Origin of the sequence: Pantoea sp. SORGH_AS_0659 (assembly GCF_031453915.1) — a bacterium.
GTDB lineage: Bacteria > Pseudomonadota > Gammaproteobacteria > Enterobacterales > Enterobacteriaceae > Pantoea > Pantoea leporis.
The window spans coordinates 155,341-177,176 of the sequence record NZ_JAVJAK010000003.1; the positions used below are offsets into that span (position 1 = coordinate 155,341).

Genomic DNA, 21,836 nt, shown 5'->3' on the forward strand with positions numbered 1-21,836 from the left:
GCCATGAAACTTTCGTTTTGTACCGATAGCCTGGGTCATCTGCCGTTTGAACAGATGCTGGATAAGTTGCTGGAGCTAGGTGTTTACGGCGTTGAGATGACGACCGGCGGCTGGTCACCAGCGCCGCATCTGCGTACCGAAGCGTTGCTTGGCAGCGCCACGCAGCGTCAACAGTTGTTGCAGGCGCTGGAGAGCCGCGGCATGTCGATTGCGGCGCTGAATGTGTCGGGTAATCCGCTCGATCCAGGCGAATTAGGCAACAAACATAAGCGCGATACGGAAAACGCGCTGGCGCTGGCCGGAGAACTGGGGGTGAAGAAAATCGTCATGATGAGCGGCTTGCCCCCCGCCAGCCCGCACGACACCATTCCAAACTGGATCACTTACACCGTAAGTTGGCCGCCGACGCTGAAAAACTGCCTCGATTATCAGTGGAATGAAGTGGCGATCCCTTACTGGCAAGGGCTGGTACAGCGCGCTAAAGAGAGCGGCGTGGAGAAATTCGCGTTGGAGAATTTCAGTTCGATGCTGGTGTGGAATCCGGAAACCTTGTTCCGTCTGCGCGACGCGGTGGGTGAGATGGTGGGACTCAACCTCGATCCCAGCCATCTGCTGTGGATGGGCGCGGACCCTATTGCGGCAGCGCGCGCGCTCGGCCCGGCGATTCATCACTGTCACGGCAAAGATGTGCGTCTGGAGCGCGGGCTGGTGGATATCAACGGTCTGTTGGAAACCAAACCGGTGGAAGATGTCGCCAATCGCGCCTGGAACTATGTTGCCGTTGGTTGCGGCCAGGATCTGCAGTGGTGGAAAGAGTTCTTCTCGGTGGTACGCATGATGGGCTACAACGACTGGGTATCGCTGGAAATGGAAGATCTCACCATGTCGGTGGAAGCGGGCGTAACCTCCTCGATTGCGGCACTTAAGCAAACCCTTAGCCAGTAATGTCAAATTCACGGCGGGCAACCGCTCGCCGTGTTCTGTACATCGAGCCTTGCCTGCCTGATAATTCGTGGTTCACCCACTATTAAGAGGCACGCCATGCTGGAAAACCATCCACAGCGCGACGAAATCAGGCTGGAGAATGTGCTGGCGGCGTTGGGCAACCCGATGCGCATGACGGTAATCAGCATTCTGGCGGACGGCGGCGAACATACTTGCGGATCGCTGCTGAAAGGCGTCTCCAAATCCACGTTGACCCATCACTGGCGCGTGCTGCGCGAAGGCGGCATTATCTGGCAGAAACCCTCTGGACGTGAAAACCTGCTGTCGTTGCGGCGCGACGATCTCGATGCCCGTTTCCCGGGTCTGCTTGATTCACTGCTAAGCGCCACTCAGCAAGATCATCTGACCCGCACCACGCTGGATGATTTCCAGGTTAAATAACCCGCGCACGCCCAGCCAGCGTAGCCACAATCATCTGCAACCCCGCAATCACCAACAGCAGCATCAGCGGCCACTGCCAGTTGCCGCTGATATCATGCAGCAGGCCAAAACAGAGCGGGCCCAGCGCCGCTAATCCGTAACCGACGCACTGTGCCATGCCCGACAATTTCGACGCCTGCAAATGATCATGGGTGCGCAGATTAAACAGCGACAGGCAAATCACCATTGATGCACCGGCGCCCAGTCCCGCCAGAATCAGCCACAGCAGCGCGTATTGCGGTGCCATTAACAGTCCCGCGACGGCGATAAAAATCGATAGCGATGCGAGAAAACCAATCGTCCGCTGATCGTGCATTTTTTTCAGTGCGCTCATGCAAGCCAGGTTCGAAACGATGGCCACAATCTGATAGACAAACAGCATGCCACCCGCTTCCAGCTGGCTAATGCCGCTGTCTTGCGCAAAAGGCGTAAACCAGCCGATCAAGGTGTAAAACACCAGCGACTGGCAGGCCATAAACAGCGAAACCTGCCAGCCTAAGGCTGCGCGCCACGGTGAGCGCGTTGATGTGCCGTTGGCGCTGTTTTTTGTCTGAGACGCTGGTTTTTTCAGGTACGGCAGCCAGGCTAACAGCGCGATAATCGCCGGAATCAACCACACCGCTAATGAGAGTCGCCAACCCGCGCGACTCAGCTCAGCCAGCGGCACCACCACGCCCGATGCAATGCTGGCGGTGATCGCCATGGTCATCGCGTACAAGCCAACATATCGCGCGGTGTGTTCAGTGAAATCACGCTTAATCAGCGGCGGCAGCAGCACGTTGGCCGCCGCAATCCCCGAGCTCAGGATGATCGTTACCACCCACAACGCATTTTCACTGCCGCTGATACGCAGAATCGATCCCAGCGTGATGAGCAGCAATGCGCCCCATAAACTGCGCTCAAGACCAAAACGGTTGCCGAACCATGCTGCGGGTGGCGCTAAGGTAGCGAACATCAACAGCGGCAAGAAGTTGATCACGCCCGCCGCACTGGCGCTCAAGCCAAACGTCAGACGGATGTTTTCCAGCACCGGGCCAACCGCGGTAATAGGCGTGCGCAAGTTGGCCGCTGTCAGCAGCAGTAAGAACAGGAAAAAACCAGAACGACGCAGAGCAGGATTCGCAGATAAAACGGTATGGGTCATATTTTCGCACCATAGCAATGAGGCAGAGCGAGTCTGCTTATGGTGCGTTGGTTGACGTTAACGCTTACGCAGCGGCGATTAACTGCTGAAAGGAGGGCAATACTAACGAGGGGCTTTTAGGATGTAAAGTATCAAAACCCATCAAAGACAAAATCAACCGAGTCTTTAATCCGCTGGCGATACACACGTGCATCCATCACCTGATCGCCTAGAAGCGACACGCGCACACTGGCCATTTCGTGAGTCATGACCAGAAATTCCTCGCCTTCAACCTTGATTACCGGATTAAGTCGTTCAACTTGCTTTTTTTTAAACTGGTTTAGAGGGTAGAGCGGGATAACGATTCGTGACGCCAGTTCGCCGATAATCTCACTTTGAACGTCTACCAGATAAGGGTACTCGCTGTTCCTATTGGTATTGCGATAAATAAAATATTGCATGTCTAAAACGTCCTGTATTCATCCGACAATAAACCGTGTTCTTCGGTTATGCGATTGAGTTCCTGCAAACCTTCACTGTTTTCACGCTTCCATCTTTCCGCTTCGGTTGTGCGAATTTCATAATGTAAAGCTTTAGATAGGATGGCGGATAAATTGAGCCCTGCTTCTCTAGCCTGCTCGAGTAATGCAGGTTCAAGTGTCACGCTGACAGTTTTTTTTTGTCTTACGGCTGTAGAAGGCATAAATCCCCCGTGTAGTTAACACGTGTATAAATCAGTGTGGTGAGTATGGGTGAAATCTGAGCTTTCTGCAATGCAGCTTTCTAACGTGTTGTGGACTTTTAAAATTTCTAAACATGGTAAACCTTGCGCCATCGCTCATCCGCGTCCACCTTTAGTATTTCCCTTTTCCACAAATGGACGAACAATGATCTGGTTATGGAACGTGCTTATCTTGCTGGCAACCGTGGTGGTGATGGAAATCGTCGCGGCGCTGTCGCATAAATACATCATGCACGGTTGGGGTTGGGGCTGGCATTTGTCGCACCACGAACCGCACAGCGGCAAGTTTGAACTTAACGATCTGTATGCGGTGGTGTTTGCGGTGCTGGCGATCGTGCTGATCTATGTCGGCGTGCAAGGCATGTGGCCGCTGCAGTGGATTGGTGCCGGGATGACGACCTACGGCGCGCTCTACTTCATGGTGCACGATGGCCTGGTGCATCAACGCTGGCCGTTTCGCTATATCCCGCGCAAAGGCTATCTCAAGCGCTTATACATGGCGCACCGCATGCATCATGCAGTGCGCGGGCGTGAAGGCTGCGTGTCGTTTGGTTTCCTCTACGCGCCACCGCTCAATAAGCTGCAAGCCACGCTGCGTCAGCGCCACGGGAGAAAAATCAACGAGGACGCTGCCACAGACCAGCCGGACGTGGCGCCGGACGAGCCACACGCGAAGTGATCGCCAGGCCGGCCCCTTTCACCAGCAGCGCCAGTTTTTCGCCGCGGCTGGTGCGCTGTCGTGAATCCCAGGCGTGAACACCGGCGTGCTGAACTTTCACCCCGATTTCGCGATAAACACCGCGTGCCGTCGCGATGGCCCACGCCGAGCGCAGCGGCAAACCCGGCAAGCCGAACCGCGCCGAGTGATAATAGGGTTCCGCTTCCGTCACTAAACGCGCAGCCAGCGTGGCCAGCGCCGCACGATGTTGCGGTGCTGTCAGCGTATCGGCGCGTAATCCCGCCTGATCGAGCCAGGCTTGCGGCAGATAGCAGCGACCATTTTCGGCATCTTCGACGATATCGCGCGCAATGTTAGTAAGCTGGAACGCCAGCCCTAAATCGCAGGCGTGATCGAGCACCGCTTCGTCGCGCACGCCCATTACGCGCGCCATCATCAAACCGACTACGCCCGCGACGTGATAGCAGTAACGCAGCGTGTCGTCGAAACTCGTATAGTGTTCGTCGCGCGCATCCATGGCGAAGCCTTCCAGATGATCAAACGCCAGCTGTTGCGGCAGTTGATGAATAAGCGCCACTTCCTGAAACGCCCTAAACGCCGGTTCATCCATGTGCGCGCCGCTGTAGGCGCGGCGGGTTTCAATCTGCAGATGCTGCATGCGTGCCTGTGCATCTTCGACCGCATGCTGCGTGCCGCCTTCGCCCAGCGTTTGCCCATCAATCACATCGTCACAATGACGACACCATGCATACAGCATCAGCGTGCTGCGGCGTGTCGGTGCATCAAACAGCCTGGCGGCGGTGGCGAAACTCTTCGAGCCTACCGCCATGGTTTGTGTCACTTGCTCGAGTAAAGGCTGTCGATTCATTCAGTGCGATCCTCCAGCATCAGCTGAGCGGTGGCCTTGGCGGAACCAATTACGCCGGGCACGCCCGCGCCTGGATGCGTACCCGCACCCACCAGATAGAGATTGCTGATATCGGCATCGCGGTTATGCGGTCGGAACCAGGCGCTTTGCGTCAAAATTGGCTCCAGCGAAAACGCCGAGCCGTGATGGGCATGCAGCGTGTCGCGAAAATCAAACGGCGTAAACATTCTGTGTGTTACTAATTGCTGACGTAATCCCGGCATGTAGTGCTGCTCCAGATAAGCAAAAATTCGATCGCGCAAGCGCGGTCCTTCCTGTTGCCAGTCGATGTCAGCGGTGCCGAGATGCGGCACCGGCGCTAACACATAAAAGCTGCCGCAGCCGGGTGGTGCCAGCGACGGATCGCTGCTGCAGGGCGCGTGCAGGTAGAGTGAAAAATCCTCTGCCAGTTGGCTGCTATTAAAAATCTCATCAATCAATTCGCGATAGCGCGGACCAAAACAGACGGTGTGATGCGCGAGCTGTTCATGCGGCTGATTGAGGCCAAAATAGAGCACAAACAGCGAGTTGCTCATGCGCTTACGCTTCAGCGATGTCGCACGTTTCATTGCTAGAGGATGATGGCGCAGCAGTTTGTCGTAGGTATGCACCACGTCGGCATTGGAGGCTACGGCTGCGGCATCGAAGCGTCGTCCATCCTTTAACTGGACGCCGCTAATACGATTTTCATTGGTTTCCAGCTTGCTCACTTCGGCATTCAGTAACAGCTCGCCACCCAGATCCTCAAACAGTCGCGCCATGCCCTTCACCAGCGCGCCGGTGCCGCCGCGCGGAAACCATACGCCCCATTCACGTTCCAGCGCATGAATTAAGGTATAGATTGATGACGTTGCAAAAGGATTACCGCCCACCAGCAATGAGTGGAAGGAAAACGCCTGCCGCAGGTGGTCGTCCTGAATAAATTTCGCCACCATGCTGTAGACGCTGCGCCACGCCTGCAAACGTCCAAGCTGCGGTGCAACACGCAGCATGTCACGCACCTGCAGAAACGGCACCGTGCCGAGTTTCAGATAACCCTCTTTGAATACCTCGCGCGAATAGGCGAGGAACTGACGATAACCGGCGACATCCTGTGGATTGAAGGTAGCGATCTGCTGCTCCAGCAGCGGCTGATTGTTGTCGTAGTCGAGCTGTTTGCCATCTTCCCAACACAGGCGATAGAAGGGCGTGACCGGCATCAGCTCGACGTAATCGCTTAGCGATTTTCCCGCCAGCGTGAACAACTCTTCGATGGCGCTGGGATCGGTGATCACCGTAGGTCCGGCATCAAAGGTAAAGCCGCTATCTTCAAACACATAGGCGCGTCCGCCCGGCTTGTCGCGCTGCTCGAGTAAGGTGGTTGGTATGCCCGCCGCTTGCAGGCGAATCGCCAGCGCCAGGCCGCCAAAGCCTGCGCCAATCACATAAGTGCGTTTCATTTTTTCTTCCCTGGTTCGACAGAATTCAACAGCGCGTGCAGCGCTTCACCGATGGGCACCGGCGGCTTGCCGCACAGAATCCGCGCTTTATCATGCAGACGAAGTTGTCCGGCGTAAAAGCGGCTAATTAACCCGGCATTGAGCCGGTAAAAACGTTGCATTACACGCCAGCGCTGCTGCGGCTTACCGGCCAAAAACAGCATGCGGTTCAGCAGGCGGAAAAATCGCTGCTCGCGCCACTGCTGACGGGCAAAGCGTTCGATGTGTTGACTGAGCGTGCGGGCATCGGTGGGCAACAGCGTGGCTATCAACTCCGCCAGCGCCACGGCGGACGGTAAAGAATAACCGGTTGTCGCGTGAAACAGTCCGGCGCGCAGGCCGCTGCATGGCTGGCCGCGCTGCTGTTGCCAGAATCGATCAATATCGCCGCTCAGGGTAATCGGTAATATGCCATGCTCTTCACGCAGCAGCGTGCCAGGCCGCCAACCTTGCTGTTTGGCATAGTCAGCGATGTGCTGACGAGCGGAGTTCTCCGCCAGCGTAGGTTGATTAACGTAATGCGTATCTTCAATCAGTAACCGATCGGCGCTGAGCGGCAGCGTGTAAACAAAACGATAGCCCGCTTGCTGATCGACGGTGGCATCCATCAGGATCGGCTGCTGCAGGCCGTGCGGCTGCGCCAGCTGCCACTCTTGTCCAAGAAACACCTGATAACCCAGCTGCAGATGCGGCGTTGGCTGCAGGCCGCGGCCATCAATCACCACCTGCGCATCAAGTTCACGCCCATCCGCCAGCGTCACCTGTGTGGGTTTTACCTGTTTAACGGCAGCATTTGTCCACAGATCCTCACCCATCGCCGCGAGTAGATGCCGGGCAAAATCGCCTGACGCGATGGAACAATAATCCCCGTCCAGGTTGCGGCGCAACGCGGGAAAACGCACCTGATAGCCAGGCCAACGCGCCGTGATCAGCGGCTGCAGCCAGCGCAGCTGATCGGCGCTAAGATCGCTCTGATGAAATGACCAGGTATGATTGCCTGCCGGATGTGCGTCGCTCTCCAGCAACAGGCATTTGAGCTGCGGCTGCAGTTGGCGCAGACGCAGCGCAATCAAACCGTTTGCCAGTCCGGCACCGACCAGAATCACATCGTAGTGCGCACGCATCAGGTAGCCTCCGCCAGCACAACTTGTTGCTGGCACAGCGCTTGTTCGACGATGTCGGCCGCACGCTGGCAACCGCCTGCGCGCTGCAACTGTGCCTGTATCGCTGACATCCGTAACGCGTAGCGATCGTCGGTAAGTAATTGTCGCAGATGCTGCTCCAGTTGATGAACGCGGTTAAAGCGCGATGCGCGCCGTCCAACGCCATGCCACTCAATGCGCGCGGCCACGCCGGGTTGATCAAAGGCAATGGGCAGCGCCAGCATCGGCGTACCGCATTCCAGCGCTTCCAGCGCGCTGTTTAATCCGGCATGAGTAATAAAAAGCTGCGCGTGTTGCAGGGCGGCACGTTGATCGACAAAATCCGTCACCCACGCTGCACCAGCCAGTTGCAACTTGTGCACCTGATCGGCGTTCAATCCCCCACAATGAGCGATCACCAGCGAAAGTTGCTGGCGGCGGCACGCCTGTGCCAGATGCAAAAACAGGCGGAAGCGATGGCCTTGCAGCGTACCCAGCGAGGCGTAAACCACCGGCTGGCGCAGCGCCGGCCAGGGCGCATTGAGCGGCGCTGCCGCAAGCGGCGCGCGCAGTTGTCCGACGGCGTGATAGCAGGCCGGCAGTTGCTGACGCGGAAAATCAAAGGCGGGCACCATCTGGCTGATTTGTGCCAGCGGCGAAAGGCACTGATGCAATCCGCGCCGCTCCGTCAAATTGAACGCCCGCGCGTGTTTGAGGATGACGTCGCCGTGGCGACGCATGATGCGATCATAGATATCGCTGCTGGCCTGAAAACGTTTCAGCGCTTTTTCATCCTGAGCATAACGGAAGGGCATCACCGCCAGCGGAATGCCGGCTTCACGGTTGACCGGTAGGGCGCAGGCCACCGAAACAAACGGCAGATGCAGCGCTTCTGCGACCAATCCGCCTGCTGCTTCCATTTCATCAGCGATCACACCATCAATGTTCAACGATTTCAGTACCGCTGGCAGTTCGCGGCACAGCATATCGGTGCAGGAGGCGAGATCGTTGATTACGCGAAACAGCGACAGGCCGCCCGGCGAAGCCAGCCGATGCAGCACGGGCGCCAGCGAACCGGCCGGATGCGTTTGCTGTCCTACTGCAACGAAATCAATGCGTTCGTCGCTGAGCAAGGTGCGGGCGTCGGCTTGCTGGATGAAGGTGATGCGATGACCACGCGCCAGCAGCGTTTGTGCTAACGCCTGCAACGCGTGAAAGTGGCTGTAAAGCGGCGGTGCGATCACCGCAAAGTGGCCCAACGGCTTAGCCGCGCTCAGTTGAACATCGCTAGCTGTTGATTAAACAGCGCGTGCATGTATTGGCGAGTGGCGATGCCGCGATGGCAGGCGCAGGCAAGGTGTGCATCGGCACTGCGCAGATGATCGCGCAGACGACGTTCTGCGCCGTCAGCCCCGAGCATCTGTACCAGCGTGGATTTACCCTGATCCTGATGCACATCTTTGCCGGTGTGTTTGCAGCCGTCGGCGAGGTCGTCGAGTAGCTGAAACGCTTGGCCCAGATCCTGAGCAAAGAAGCTAAGACGTTGCCGCACCTGCGGTGAAGCGTCAGCGGCAATCGCCGCCATTTGCAGCGTGGCGCGAAACAGCACGCTGGTTTTCAGTTCATTGGTCAAGGCGATCGCTTCCGGACTGCGGCTCTGCGTGCCGTCGTGCAGATCCTGAAACTGCCCTTGCACTAATCCCTGCAGGCCCACGGCGGCGGAGAGTTCGGCAATCGCTTCAGATTTATGCATGGCAGGCAAACCGGGTGCGATGGCAATCACTTCAAATGCGCGGCTCAGCAGCGCGACGGCGGCGAGAATCGCCACGGTTTCACCAAACTCGCGATGCACGGTTGGGCGACCACGGCGCATCTGCGCGTTATCCATTGACGGGATGTCATCCAAAATCAGCGATGCCGCGTGCACCATTTCCACGGCACAGGCGAGATCGAGAATGCCATTTTGCGTCAGCTCGCAACCCATATCGCGCGCTGCCAGCATCAGTAATAAAGGACGGATGCGCTTGCCCTGCGCCAGCGTACCGGCACGCATCGCGGCACGCACGCGATCGCTTTGCTGTCCTGCAGGCAGTAAATGTTCGAGATGCGCCTGTAAAATTTGCTGCAGCTGAAGCAGTTCGCTTGTCTGATGCGCTGTGCTATCGACATGGGTGGTCATAATGGCTATCCATGGTTGATGAAATTATTATGCTTTTTGATTAACCGTAGACTGCGTAAGGTAAGTTTGCCAGCGAGGGCCTTGACTTTGTAGCGTGCGCCTTCATACGCACCAGGTAAACATCGTAATAATATTATGCGTGATCTTATCAGCGAAAAAAGTAACAGCAACGCCGTAACATAAATAACTCCGTTAGGCTGGTGGTCAATAAATACCGCTAATGGAACATAAAATGACGAATACCAAACCTGCCGTGCTGATTATTCAGCCGCTAATGCCGCAGTTAGATGAAAAGCTCACGCAACATTTCCATTGCCATCGTTTATATGAGCAGCATGACGCAATGCTATTTATCCAGCAGCATGGCAAAGCGATCAATGCCATCGTTACGCGCGGCGATGTCGGGGTGGAAACGGCACTGCTGGAGCAACTGCCGGAGTGTAAAGTCATTGCTGTATTCGGTGTCGGCACCGATCGTATTGACCTGAAATACACTGCCGAAAACGATATTCAGGTCAGCATCACCCGCGACATTCTGACTGACGATGTTGCCGATTTGGCAATGACAATGACGCTGGCGTTCTCGCGTAATTTGGTCGCTTACCATCAGTTTGCGAAATCCGGGGCATGGGAAAATAACGGCGTCGAACTCTCCAGCCGCGCCAGCGGAAAAAGAATTGGCATCGCCGGGTTAGGCGCGATTGGCTTAGCCATCGCGCGCCGTGCCGAAGCCTTTGGTATGGAAGTGGCGTATACCGCGCGTTCGGCGAAAGACGTCAGCTATAAGCGCTGCGATACGATCGAACAGCTCGCCGCCTTTAGCGATTTTCTGGTGCTGGCACTGCCGGGCAGCAAAGAGAATGTGCAACTGGTCAACGCGAAGGTGCTGGCGGCGCTCGGCCAAGAGGGCGTGGTGATCAACATTGCGCGTGGCACAGTAATCAATGAACCCGATCTGATCGCTGCACTGCAGCAGGGAATCATTAAAGGGGCTGCGCTGGATGTGTATCCGGATGAGCCAAAAATTAATCCCGCGCTGCGTGAACTAAATAATGTGCTGTTAACGCCGCATATTGCCAGCGCAACTCACGAAACGCGTGCGCAAATGACCAATAATGTGCTGGAGAATTTACGGGCCTATTTTGCCGATGGGAAGATTCTGACATCGGTATAATTTAAGCATCCGGATTAAGACGAAATTCTTATATCCTGCGTAATAATCCCTATTTAGCGATAGCAATTTTCGTTCAGCCAGGCTGTTATGATATCGGCACTTAATTCAGGAGCCCATTATGACAGCACAGAAAATTGCAATTATTGGCGGCGGCGTTATCGGATTAGCGGTGGCGCGCGCCTTAGCGTTGCAGGGCGTTGAAGTCACCGTTTTCGAACAGCAGCACATTGGTGCGGGCACCAGCAGCACGACGTTTGCCTGGGTGAACTCCAATGGCAAACAGCCGCGCAGTTATCACCTGCTTAATGCGCTCTCGATGGAAGAGCACCTCAAACTGCAGCAAGCGCAGCCGAACGGATTGCGCTGGCTGGAAACTGGCGGTACATGGGAGTGGGCCGCCGAGGGCGATGCGCAGCAACGTTTGATGCAGCGTGCCACGTCGTTGCAATCGGCGGGTTATGCGGCACGTGAAGTGTCGCCAGCAGATGTGCTGCGCGATATTCCTGAGCTGCGGGCGCAGGCCATCAGCGGCAGTGTGTGGCATTTCCCGACAGAATCGGTGCTGCATCCGGCGCTCTATCTGGCGCGCTTATGGTCAGAAGCCAAAGCGCGCGGTGCGGTGCTGTACCAGCATCAGCGCATCAATAGCATCAGTGAAAGTGCCGATCGGGTTACGCTGCAGCTGGAAAATGGCGAGCAGTGGCAGGGCGATCGTATTGTGTTAGCCACCGGACGCTGGGCCAATCAGCTGCTAAATTCACTGGGACTCAATCTGGCGTTGCTGGATACCAGCAAACCGAACGCGGTGGCTTGTAGTTTCCTGGTGCGCACCGCGCCGCAGCCGTTATCGCTCAATGCCAATCTCATCTCTCCGCAACTTAACGTACGCCCGGACGGCGGCGGACGTTTGCTGCTGCAAGCCTTAGAGTTGGATCATCTGGCCGATTCTGCTGCGCCACCCTTAATCACCAGCGATATCGCCGCGCAATTCCGCGCGCGTTATCACGCGCTGTTTGCGGATGCGGGCGAGTTGCAGATTGAACAGATTGTGGTGGGGCAACGTGCAAGACCTGCCGATGGTTTACCGGCGCTGGGTTATGTCACCGCGCATCAGCGCGTGTATGTGGCGGTGACACACAGCGGTATCACCCTTTCGCCATTGATTGGCAAGCTGGTGGCTGAAGAGCTGATCGGCGATGCGGCAAGTGAGCTGCTGAGCGATTTCCGTCCGCAGCGTCTGCTGGGGAAAAGCGTGGAAGCGTTTGCGCCCATCAAGCGTAATTCCCCGGCGGCGCAATAACGGGGGATGATTGCCGCCCGCAGGCGGCCTCATTCCTTTTTGATTAATAACGCAGTCGGCCACTGAAACCATTCGAAATTATCGCCCCCGATTTCAGGGTTAAATCGCATTCCTGTTCTCGCGGCTGTAGCGCGTTAATGAAGCTATCGGCCCATTTGTAGCAATCATGCAGATGCAGGTTTTTTAGCAGGCTGGCGTGACGTTCGCGACGCACCGAAAGCGGCATGATAAGCGCGGTATGAATGGCATCGGCGATGGCATCGGGATCGTAAGGATTGACCAACAGTGCGCCCTGCATCTGTTCGGCGGCGCCGGCAAACTGCGACAGAATCAGCACGCCGGGATTAGCATGATCTTGCACCGCCACATAGGTTTTCGCCATTAAACTCATTCCGGCTATCAGCGGTGTGACCAGCGCCACACGCGCTGCACGGTAAAATCCGCACAGTTCTTCATGTGAATAATGGTTGCTCAAATAACGCACCGGATACCAGTTCAGCTCGCCATGCACGCCGTTCATTTCGCCGCAGCGGGTTTCCAAATCGCGCGACAACGCCTTGATGCGATGGCTGTAACCTGACGCCGCTGAAGCCAGCTGCACCATGGAAAATTTATGGTGATACTCCTCGTGTTGACGCAGTAAAACTTCTATGGCGCTGATGCGGTAGGGCGTGCCGGTGCTGTCGTCAAAATGGCCGCCGCTGAGGATCAGATTCTCCGGTAATGTTGCGCGACATTGCTGCTCCATATACTGGCAGCTGTTGCTTTCAGCTAGCGCGCTGGTTTCCCCGGTATCAATGCCTACCGGGAATACGCCTACGCGAATCTGACGGCCGTGGATACGCAGCGTGTAAGGCGTTAGACGCTCGCAACGGAAGCGGGATTCAACCCAAGCGGTGAAATTGTTCATGTCTTGGGTGGTCTGAAAGCCAATTAAGTCGGCGCACAATAATGCATCGGCCAGATAGCGCCAGTTCGGCACCGATTCAAAAGATTGTCCTGCTGGGAAAGGCTGATGGAAAAAGAAGCCGATACGATTTATCAGGCCGGCATCGCGCAGCATTTTAATGCTGGGAATCAGGTGATAATCCTGCAACCAAATATCATCATCGGGCATGGCATATTCACTGATGGCACGCGTATAGGTTTCATTCAGTTTCATATAACCGATTTGGCTGCTGGTGGAAAAACGCGCCATGTCGGGGCGCTGATGAAATACCGGCCACAATCCCTGATGAATATATTGATGATAACCTTCCTCATATTCTGCTTTGGTTAAGCGAAATGTCAGCGTGTCGAATGCTTTGCCGCTAGTAAAATTCAGCTCACGATGAGGTTCAGTGGTAAATGATTCAAACTCGCCACTCCATTTCACCCACATGCCACCGCGACGCGTCAATATGCTTTCATAAATGTTAGAAAGCGTTGAGTGATTATTTTGATTGTGTGATACCAAAATCAAGCCTGACATAGTTTTGACCCGTTGCTTAATCTGCCCATGACTCGTTGGCAGAGAATTTAAAAAAGGTTGGCGCAGTAAAAATTGCAGCATGCCGCTCATGATTTACGCTCACAGGCGTTAATGGACCGGTGCGTGTTGACCGCTGACGTTATGCGGATGAACCGCTATTAGTGAGTTCGATACTTTTCATCTCGCGCTACCTCTCCGAATCCTTCAGGGCTGTCGATGAAATTAATCTAGCCGACCAACCCGTAAAAATGTCGTAAAAAAGACGCTGAGATTTATAAAAATTTAATAGATTTTATTTAGAACCAGGATAAATGTTGGCGTTAATTTTTGATCACTTTAGATGGCGACTTTAATGGTTTGACGGGGGTACTTATGCGCAAAGACACATTCGGCCTGTTAGAATGACCGTCGTTCAGAGAGGAATCTAAGAGGTTTAATCGTGTCAACGTTAGTATTTAGAGAAGCCAGGCTGGCAGATGTGGATCGCTGTTACGCGATTGAAATTGAGGCTTACGAAGGGGATGAAGCCGCCACGCGTGAAAAAATTGCTACCCGCATTGCGCAGTATCCACAGGGATTTTTATGTCTGGAAACCAACGACAAGGTGATTGGTTTTATCAACGCCGGTTGTGCGTGGGATGTGGTGATGTCGGATGAAGCGTTCAAAGAGTTAATCGGCCACGATCCGGCAGCACCCAACGCCGTGATTATGTCGGTGGTGCTTGATCCCGCTTATCAGGGCAAAGGTTATGCGTCGCTGCTGATGCGCCAGTTTATCGAGCTGATGAAGAGAATGAATAAGCGAACCATTCATCTGATGTGCAAAACCCAGCACCTTGAGCTGTATAAAAAATGGGGCTATCAGTACGTCAAACCGTCTGAGTCAGACCACGGTGGCATGGCGTGGCATGAGATGCTGATGAAACTGTAATTCAACAGGTAAATATAACGCTAAGCATTCAGTGATCGCACATTCCCTGGCGGCGCGATTTATCGCGCAATAAATTACGCCGCTAGGACACCTGCGCACACTTTATGCAGCCACACCTTTCGGCTGAGCCGACAGATGTCCCGCCCATAAACTGGCCACCCATTTCACGCCTTTGGCGGTGAAACGCGCTTGGGAGAAAGCATGCTGATTCTCGCCACGTCCGGAGCGCAGGGTGAAATATCCCGCCTGTATATGGTGCTGCTGCGGTGCCAGCGTGCCTTTTTCGCGATACATAATGTTGCGTTCTAACAAAAACTCACGAAATTCAGTTTCCTTTACCTTCAACATCTTGCACAGCTGACGAAAGCCAAGCGAATCTTCGATCTCGACAAAGCGATCAAAAAATTCAGCCTTAGGGGCCGACAACGCAAGTTGCTGCTCAGCCGCACGGCGCTGCTCAAATTGCTCCGCCCAGGCGCGGGCCGCTTCCGCCGGATTGGTGAAATCAGGCAGATGAGTAAACTGTTCACGCTGCTGCCAGAGATCGAGTAATTCCGCAGTGAAGCCAGGCGAAAGCCGGGCAACGGCAAGTAATGAATCGCGTTTGTTAAGATGAAACTCCTGACGCACTTCACCCTGATGCTCATAGAGATTCACCGTCAAAGGCTGGGAAAGACGCTGTGCGGTTTCCAGGCTTTTCACCAGGCGCTTCACTTCGCCGTGCGTGATGCCCGTGACATGGGCAATTTCGCGGCTGCTCATCATCATTGATGCATTCAAAGCAGACAGACTTTCCGTTGAGATCATCATCATTATCACCTCTTGCAGACTTACTCAGCCTTGTGGCTGTAGAATAAGTATACTTAACACTGTTTATATATCCAGTATTATTTTTAACCGTTCACCTAAGATGTTCTGCTTTGCGTAACGTTTCACAAAGCCAGATCCCGCACACCCAGCGCTCTACGTATTCTCTTAAAGTGAGGTTTTAGCGGTTTATTAAATTGTCGCGCTGAATGCTGTTTGATAATTTTGAGCCAATTTTCCGGGCTTTTGTCGGCTTTCTGCAGCATTAGGTGCAGGGCTGATGTGTGCCTTTTTTAACAGCAATAAGTAGTTAACTGGCGGCTGTGCTGCTGGAGAAACGATGAAAAAGAATAAATTTAAAACCCATTTGGTTTCACTAGGTTTACTGGCGGAAAAAAAGCTGACCAAACGCAGAAGGCTGCCCGATTACAATCCTGCCGCAGAGCAGGATATCAATTTAGTTGCACGCCAGACCGCGCCCGCTGCCATTCCGCGTCAGATTTGGATGTACTGGGAAAGTGAAACGCTACCGGAAGAGGTGCAGATTTTTGTCGATAAAATCGTGCGCGAAAACCCCGGCTATCAGGTAACCGTCATCAATAACCTGAATATTCAGCATTATCTGCCCGATCTGCACTTCGTGCATCAGGATATGCGCCCTTCACATAAAAGTGACGTAATCCGGCTGGAACTGCTGCATCGCTATGGCGGAATCTGGATGGATGCCACCATCATTCTCAACCGCACGATGGACGAATTGTTGGCGGTGAATGTTGACGATGGTTATGACTTGATCGCCTTTTATCGCGACAGTTCGACGCTGGATAAAGCCTATCCGGTGATTGAATCCTGGTTCCTGGCCGCGCCGAAAAATAATGCCTTTATTGCGCGCTGGCTGCACTTTTTCCGCCCGATTGTTGAAGTGGGCGCCGACGAGTTTTTCCGTCGTTTGCTCGCGCTGCCCAATTACGAAACCATTGTTCAGGGCATCACGCCACCGGATTATTTGGTGGTGTATATCGCGCAGCAGCAGGCGCTGCGTGAGAACAATCAGTACAACTTCTATCTGCGTAAATGCGAAGCCAGCGCGTTGCTATATCAAAGCCTTGTGGAGTGGCGTCCGGTGAAGCTGAGCCGCATGCTGATGGTCGATCGTCTGCCGGCCGTCTTGCCGCCGCTGACCAAACTGACGGGATTTGATCGTAAATATCTCGACACCAACCTGAAATATGGCGTGGTGAACAAAGACAGCTTGCTGGGTCAGATTCTGTTAAACAGCCAGAAGGGCGCCCGCCCGCAAACACCGCTTCCGGCAATGACGGGCAAGGCATAACGCATCACGGATTGATCAACTGCTGGAGTGCTGCGGCGCTGATTTCATCGTCCGGCACATATACCAGCAGGCGATCGCCGTTGCGTGATGCCGACCACCAGTTATTTTGCCGCAGCGTCATTTCACCCACTTCGTCGCGGTAAAAACGTTTTATGCGATTCTCCACCTGGCCCAATTCATAGCGCTGCCAGGTGTGAGCAAACTCATCTGAACTGTTCAGCAAGCGAGCAAGAAAGCTTTCCCAGTGCGGATCGCCAAGGTGCTCGCCCATCTGCCCGCGAAACATCGCCACCATCTGCGGCATCACTTCATCCCAGTCATTAAGCGCTTTGCGCCAGGTTGGGTGATTGAAGGCCAGCCAGATGCAGTTGCGATCTTCTGGCGCGATTTCGGCTAAATCCACGCCCATCAAGGCACACCACGCGGCGTTGTAACCGATAATATCAAAGCGCGGCGTCTCAATAATCGCCGGTAACTGGATCGCATCGAGCATCTGCTGATTGTGCGCGGCAATTTTGCAGCAGGCGGCCACCACGCGCACCGAGGGCAATGCGTGCCCGGCGAGCGAAAACAGGTGCTGCGTTTCCACATCGTTGCACTGCAACGCGCTAGCGATCGCCGTCAGGGTTTTCGGCGAGGCTTTGATATCGCGTCCCTGTTCCAGCCATGTATACCAGGTCACGCCAACATCCGCTAACTGCGCGACTTCTTCACGGCGTAAACCCGGCGTGCGGCGATGGCGCATACGTGGCAAACCGAGTCGATTAGGATCGAGGTTTTCCCGGCGCGTGCGCAGAAAGGTGCCGAGTAATTTGCGGTTGTTTTGTTCGGTGGTAACAGGCGCGGATGCCAGGCTCATAAGCAGATCCTTCGACAAGACGGGTAGTATTTATACCATGATAATTAAGAACTGGTACCCGTTTAACGGTTAGGTGATGCTATGCCGTACTGACAGCAAAAACAAGGTAAAACCGATGCAGACATCGCAACTTCAACGCACAGGATTGATGGTCCTGCTTGCCGGGCAACTGCTGCCCATTATTGATTTTTCTATCGTTAACGTAGCGTTAGACGCGATGGCCCACACGCTGCAGGCCACGGCGATTGAGCTGGCGCTGATCGTCGCGGTCTACGGCATCGCCTTTGCCATCTGCCTGGCGATGGGCGGACGGCTCGGCGATAACTACGGTCGCCGTCGCGTGTTCCTTGCCGGAGTAGGGATCTTCGGTATTGCATCTTTATTATGCGGCATCGCCAACAGCGTTGGCCTGTTGATGTTTGCCCGCGCGCTGCAAGGCGTGGGCGCGGCCTTTATCGTGCCGCAAATCCTCGCCACGCTGCACATCACGCTGAAGGGCAGAGCGCATGCGCGCGCCATCGGTTTGTATGGCGGTATTGGCGGGCTGGCCTTTATCATCGGTCAGGTGTTGGGCGGATTTCTCATCAAAGCGGATATCGGCGGCTACGGCTGGCGCAGCGTGTTCCTGATTAACCTGCCAATTTGCCTGTTTGTGCTAATCACCGCGCGCCGCTTTGTGCCGGAGACGCAGAACACGCAGCGCGTACCGGTGGATGTTAGCGGAACCTTGCTGCTGGCGGGCGCGATTGGTTGCCTGATGCTGGCACTGGCGCTCGGTCCACTGCTGCATTGGTCGTGGCCGTGCATCCTGCTGCTGGTGCTGTTCCCGCTGTTTCTTCATCGTCTGCGCCAGAGTTCGCTGCGTCTGGAAGCGGCCAACGGCGCGCCGCTGCTGCCGCCTTCACTGCTGCGTCTGCCGAGCGTGCGTTTTGGCCTGACGTTAGCGGTGCTGTTCTTCTCCTGCTGGAGCGGCTTTATGTTTTCCGTCGCGCTGACGCTGCAGGCCGGTTTAGGGCTGACGGCGTTTCAGTCCGGGAACGCGTTTATCGCGCTTGGTGTGGCCTATTTTATCGGGGCGATGCAATCCACGCGCATCGTCGAGCGTTTAGGTAAGCGCGGCGCCTTACTGATGGGCTGCGGCATTCAAATGGTTGGGTTGCTGGCCCTGATCGCCACGCTGCAACTCGCCTGGCCGCAGGTCGGTATTTTCACCCTGATTCCCGCCACGGTGCTGATTGGCTTTGGTCAGTCGTTTATCGTCAGCACCTTCTACCGCATTGGCATGAGCGGCGTGCCGCATCACCAGGCGGGCGCGGGCAGCGCGGTGCTGTCGACGGTGCAGCAATCGGCGTTAGGTTTAGGCCCGATGCTGCTGGGCGGTGTATTCACGCAGATTTATACGCACGGCAATCATCTGGCGGCGATCACCGGTACGCTCGGCGTTGAGCTTGTAATGATGGCATTACTGGTGATCTTCACCAGCCTCAATCGCCGTACGTTTCAGCCGGTAACGGCAGAAGGGTAATTCTTATGCGGAGATTTTGGCAGGAGCGATGCAGCTTATTGTAAAACAAACGAAAATCCGCGAGTCGCGCTGAATTTACCTTTGGCTCAGCGGTCTTTTTTCCGGAACATATCGCCGCAGTTAACGGGCTGAACCGCGTGTTCAGCCCGTTTTTATGTGGTGCGGAAGCAAGGCGCTTGAATCAGGCACAGGAAAAACGGCAGGCTCACAACAGATGAAGAAGATGTTAACCGGGTTACTTTTAATGGTAACCACCACTGCCTTTGGTGCAGATGATTTCACCCTAAAGGATATTCACTTTGCTGGGCTTCAGCGCGTCGCACCCGGCGCGGCGTTGCTGCATATGCCGCTGCGTGTTGGCGATCGCGTCAATGATGATGATATTCGCAACAGCATCCGCGCGCTGTTCGCCACCGGCAATTTTGACGATGTGCAGGTGCTGCGTGACGGAGATGCGCTGCTGATCAAAGTCAAAGAGCGCCCGGCGATTGCCAGCATCTCATTCTCTGGTAACAAAGCGATTAAAGAAGATCAGCTCAAGCAGAACCTTGATGCCTCGGGCGTGCGCGTAGGTGAAGCGCTGGACCGCACCACGCTATCGGATATGGAAAAAGGGCTGGAAGATTTCTACTACAGCGCCGGGAAATATACTGCCAGCGTCAAAGCGGTCGTTACGCCGCTGCCGCGCAACCGTGTCGATCTGAAGTTTATTTTCACCGAAGGCGTGTCGGCGAAAATTCAGCAGATCAACATTGTCGGGAACCACGCTTTTTCCGCTGATGAACTGATTTCGCATTTCCAGCTGCGCGACGATGTGCCGTGGTGGAATTTGATCGCCGATCAGAAATACCAGAAACAGAAACTCTCAGGCGATTTAGAGACGCTACGCAGTTATTATCTCGATCGCGGTTACGCACGCTTTAACCTCGATTCCACACAAGTCAGTTTAACGCCGGATAAAAAGCATATTTACGTCACCATAAATGTTCATGAAGGCGATGTTTATCATGTTAGCGGCGTAACGCTGAGCGGAAATATGGCCGGCTATTCCGCCGAAATTGAAAAACTGGCGCACATGCCGGCGGGCAGCTTATACAGCGGGGCAAAAATCAGCCAAAACGAAGAGGCGATTAAAAGCCTGCTCGGTCGTTACGGCTATGCGTTCCCGCAGGTGAATACGCAATCGGAAATAGACGACAGCGATAAAACCGTGCAGCTACACGTGAATGTCGATGCCGGGCGGCGCTTCTCAGTGCGACAGGTGCGTTTCTCGGGCAATGACACCTCTAAAGATGCGGTGCTGCGTCGTGAAATGCGCCAGATGGAAGGCGCATGGCTGGCGAGCAATCAGGTGGAGCAGGGCAAGGCGCGCCTTAATCGTACCGGTTATTTCGAAAGCGTAGATGTTGATACGCAGCGCGTGCCGGGCAGCCCGGATCAGGTGGACGTGGTGTACAAAGTGAAGGAGCGCAATACCGGCACCTTCAACGTTGGGGTGGGTTACGGCACCGACAGCGGCATCAGTTATCAGCTTGGCGTCAGCCAGGATAACTGGATGGGCACCGGTAATACCGTGAGTTTCAGCGGCACGAAAAACAGCTATCAAACCTATGTCGAAATCGCCGCTACCGATCCCTATTTCACCGTGGATGGCGTGAGTCTTGGCGGCAAACTGTTCTACAACGATTACAGCGCGGAAGATAACGATCTTTCCGAATACACGCTGAAAAGCTTCGGCGCGAGTAGCACGTTAAGCTTCCCAATCGGCGAAAACAGCAGCGTGAACAGTGGTCTGGATTACGTCTATAACCGCGTAAGCAATATGGCACCGCAGGTAGCAATGTGGCGCTATCTGGGTTCGCAGGGCATTCATCCAAAAGTCATCACCAGCAATGACGACGATGACGATGCCACCGTGGCGGACAAATTTACCGCCAACGATTTCTTCTGGAACATTGGCTGGAGCTACAACTCGCTGGATCGCGGCTTCTTCCCCACCTCGGGCATGAGCGCCGGTTTCAACACCAAAGTGACCATTCCAGGTTCCACCAACAGCTATTACAAAAGCACGCTGACCGCCAATGGCTACTTGCCGCTGAGCAGCGATCATCGCTGGGTGCTGATGGGCCGTAGTAAAGCCGGTTACGCTGACGGTTTAGGTGGCAAAGAAGTGCCGTTCTACGATAATTTCTATGCCGGCGGTTCGAGTTCGGTACGCGGATTCTCTTCCAACACCATCGGGCCAAAAGCTGCCTATTACCGCTGCAGCGGCAGCGAAAGCAGTTACGGTGCTTGCCCGGTGGAGAAATCGGATGATGCGGTGGGCGGAAATGCGATGGCGGTGGTGAGTGCGGAGCTGATTGTCCCTACGCCGTTTATCAGCGAGCGCTATGCCGATGCGCTGCGCACTTCATTGTTTGTTGATGCCGGCACCGTGTGGGATACCGGCTGGCAGAATACCGCAGCCACTAAAGCGGCGGGGATTCCCGATTATGGCGATCCCAGCCAGATTCGCGTGTCGAGTGGCGTGGCCTTGCAATGGCAGTCACCGCTGGGTCCGCTGGTGTTTTCGTATGCGTTGCCGATTAAAAAATATGAGGGCGATAAGTCGGAGCAGTTCCAGTTTAATATTGGTAAAACCTGGTAGATGTATTTAATTCGTTAAAGGTTGAGAGGGGTTTTACATTATCTTTAAACGCTGAAGACAGAATAAATTAGCCAGTAGGGTAAAATAGTAGTCGTGAAATGCTTAAGGAATGAG

The 21,836-nt window shown here is 54.8% G+C and carries 20 protein-coding genes; 9 read left to right on the plus strand and 11 right to left on the minus strand.

Translation table 11 applies throughout. From position 1 onward, the window contains the following. The first annotated feature begins 3 nt into the window (after positions 1-3). Together Q3H59_RS21860 and Q3H59_RS21865 are read left to right on the plus strand one after the other, a co-directional pair. Positions 4-945 (plus strand): sugar phosphate isomerase/epimerase, encoded by a 942-nt coding sequence (locus tag Q3H59_RS21860; protein ID WP_192413442.1) that lies wholly within the window; start codon positions 4-6, stop codon positions 943-945. A gap of 96 nt (positions 946-1,041) precedes the next feature. Further along, on the plus strand, positions 1,042-1,386 hold the full coding sequence (locus Q3H59_RS21865) for a helix-turn-helix transcriptional regulator (RefSeq protein WP_309837240.1): 345 nt from the start codon (positions 1,042-1,044) through the stop codon (positions 1,384-1,386). On the opposite strand, the gene Q3H59_RS21870 is transcribed toward Q3H59_RS21865, so the two are convergent. The 3 genes from Q3H59_RS21870 to Q3H59_RS21880 all read right to left on the minus strand — a co-directional run bounded on the left by Q3H59_RS21870 (position 1,379) and on the right by Q3H59_RS21880 (position 3,251). Beyond that, on the minus strand, positions 1,379-2,569 hold the full coding sequence (locus Q3H59_RS21870) for an MFS transporter (RefSeq protein WP_309837242.1): 1,191 nt from the start codon (positions 2,567-2,569) through the stop codon (positions 1,379-1,381). The two genes, Q3H59_RS21865 and Q3H59_RS21870, sit on opposite strands and share 8 nt — an antisense overlap. Positions 2,570-2,700: 131 nt before the next feature. After that, complete coding sequence (locus Q3H59_RS21875; protein ID WP_137387189.1) at positions 2,701-3,009, minus strand: CcdB family protein; 309 nt, start codon at positions 3,007-3,009, stop codon at positions 2,701-2,703. A 2-nt stretch (positions 3,010-3,011) separates the two neighbouring features. Further along, entirely contained in the window at positions 3,012-3,251 is a 240-nt protein-coding gene (locus tag Q3H59_RS21880; RefSeq protein WP_137387190.1) for a type II toxin-antitoxin system CcdA family antitoxin, read from the minus strand. A 184-nt stretch (positions 3,252-3,435) separates the two neighbouring features. On the opposite strand from Q3H59_RS21880, the gene Q3H59_RS21885 reads away from it, so the two are divergent. After that, positions 3,436-3,969, plus strand: a complete 534-nt coding sequence (locus tag Q3H59_RS21885) for a sterol desaturase family protein (RefSeq protein WP_101761117.1) — start codon at positions 3,436-3,438, stop codon at positions 3,967-3,969. On the opposite strand, the gene crtB is transcribed toward Q3H59_RS21885, so the two are convergent. From crtB to Q3H59_RS21910, 5 genes are read right to left on the minus strand one after another with little or no spacing between them, the layout of a single operon-like run. Then, positions 3,908-4,837, minus strand: a complete 930-nt coding sequence (crtB, locus tag Q3H59_RS21890; protein ID WP_309837245.1) for a 15-cis-phytoene synthase CrtB — start codon at positions 4,835-4,837, stop codon at positions 3,908-3,910. The two genes, Q3H59_RS21885 and crtB, sit on opposite strands and share 62 nt — an antisense overlap. Continuing rightward, positions 4,834-6,315, minus strand: a complete 1,482-nt coding sequence (locus Q3H59_RS21895; RefSeq protein WP_309837246.1) for a phytoene desaturase — start codon at positions 6,313-6,315, stop codon at positions 4,834-4,836. The genes crtB and Q3H59_RS21895 overlap by 4 nt, the downstream gene beginning before the upstream one ends. Continuing rightward, the gene (gene crtY, locus Q3H59_RS21900) at positions 6,312-7,478 is read right to left on the minus strand and encodes a lycopene beta-cyclase CrtY (protein ID WP_309837248.1); all 1,167 of its coding nucleotides are present in this window, start codon (positions 7,476-7,478) and stop codon (positions 6,312-6,314) included. The genes Q3H59_RS21895 and crtY overlap by 4 nt, the downstream gene beginning before the upstream one ends. Further along, entirely contained in the window at positions 7,478-8,755 is a 1,278-nt protein-coding gene (locus Q3H59_RS21905; RefSeq protein ID WP_192413420.1) for a glycosyltransferase, read from the minus strand. Before Q3H59_RS21905 ends, crtY begins: the two co-directional genes overlap by 1 nt. Positions 8,756-8,769: 14 nt before the next feature. Then, complete coding sequence (locus Q3H59_RS21910) at positions 8,770-9,675, minus strand: polyprenyl synthetase family protein (protein WP_192413419.1); 906 nt, start codon at positions 9,673-9,675, stop codon at positions 8,770-8,772. A gap of 232 nt (positions 9,676-9,907) precedes the next feature. On the opposite strand from Q3H59_RS21910, the gene Q3H59_RS21915 reads away from it, so the two are divergent. Continuing rightward, positions 9,908-10,849, plus strand: coding sequence for a 2-hydroxyacid dehydrogenase (locus Q3H59_RS21915; protein WP_309837250.1), 942 nt, complete (start codon positions 9,908-9,910; stop codon positions 10,847-10,849). Positions 10,850-10,967: 118 nt separating this feature from the next. Beyond that, positions 10,968-12,149: an FAD-binding oxidoreductase gene (locus tag Q3H59_RS21920; RefSeq protein ID WP_309837252.1), complete on the plus strand. Its 1,182-nt coding sequence runs from the start codon at positions 10,968-10,970 to the stop codon at positions 12,147-12,149. A gap of 43 nt (positions 12,150-12,192) precedes the next feature. On the opposite strand, the gene Q3H59_RS21925 is transcribed toward Q3H59_RS21920, so the two are convergent. Then, positions 12,193-13,620 carry a trehalose-6-phosphate synthase gene (locus tag Q3H59_RS21925; protein ID WP_309837254.1) on the minus strand — a complete coding sequence of 476 codons (1,428 nt, stop codon included), beginning with the start codon at positions 13,618-13,620 and terminating at the stop codon, positions 12,193-12,195. A gap of 439 nt (positions 13,621-14,059) precedes the next feature. Between Q3H59_RS21925 and Q3H59_RS21930 the strand changes: the two genes are divergently transcribed. After that, the gene (locus Q3H59_RS21930; RefSeq protein ID WP_192413413.1) at positions 14,060-14,551 is read left to right on the plus strand and encodes a GNAT family N-acetyltransferase; all 492 of its coding nucleotides are present in this window, start codon (positions 14,060-14,062) and stop codon (positions 14,549-14,551) included. Between the two features lie 102 nt (positions 14,552-14,653). On the opposite strand, the gene Q3H59_RS21935 is transcribed toward Q3H59_RS21930, so the two are convergent. Continuing rightward, entirely contained in the window at positions 14,654-15,361 is a 708-nt protein-coding gene (locus Q3H59_RS21935) for a phage antirepressor KilAC domain-containing protein (RefSeq protein WP_192235489.1), read from the minus strand. Between the two features lie 337 nt (positions 15,362-15,698). On the opposite strand from Q3H59_RS21935, the gene Q3H59_RS21940 reads away from it, so the two are divergent. After that, positions 15,699-16,691, plus strand: coding sequence for a capsular polysaccharide synthesis protein (locus tag Q3H59_RS21940; RefSeq protein ID WP_309837257.1), 993 nt, complete (start codon positions 15,699-15,701; stop codon positions 16,689-16,691). A gap of 4 nt (positions 16,692-16,695) precedes the next feature. On the opposite strand, the gene Q3H59_RS21945 is transcribed toward Q3H59_RS21940, so the two are convergent. Further along, entirely contained in the window at positions 16,696-17,550 is an 855-nt protein-coding gene (locus Q3H59_RS21945; protein WP_309837260.1) for a helix-turn-helix transcriptional regulator, read from the minus strand. 115 nt (positions 17,551-17,665) lie between these two features. On the opposite strand from Q3H59_RS21945, the gene Q3H59_RS21950 reads away from it, so the two are divergent. After that, positions 17,666-19,075, plus strand: a complete 1,410-nt coding sequence (locus Q3H59_RS21950; RefSeq protein ID WP_309837262.1) for an MFS transporter — start codon at positions 17,666-17,668, stop codon at positions 19,073-19,075. A 214-nt stretch (positions 19,076-19,289) separates the two neighbouring features. Next, positions 19,290-21,722, plus strand: a complete 2,433-nt coding sequence (gene bamA / locus Q3H59_RS21955; protein WP_309837264.1) for an outer membrane protein assembly factor BamA — start codon at positions 19,290-19,292, stop codon at positions 21,720-21,722. The last annotated feature ends 114 nt before the right edge of the window (positions 21,723-21,836 follow it).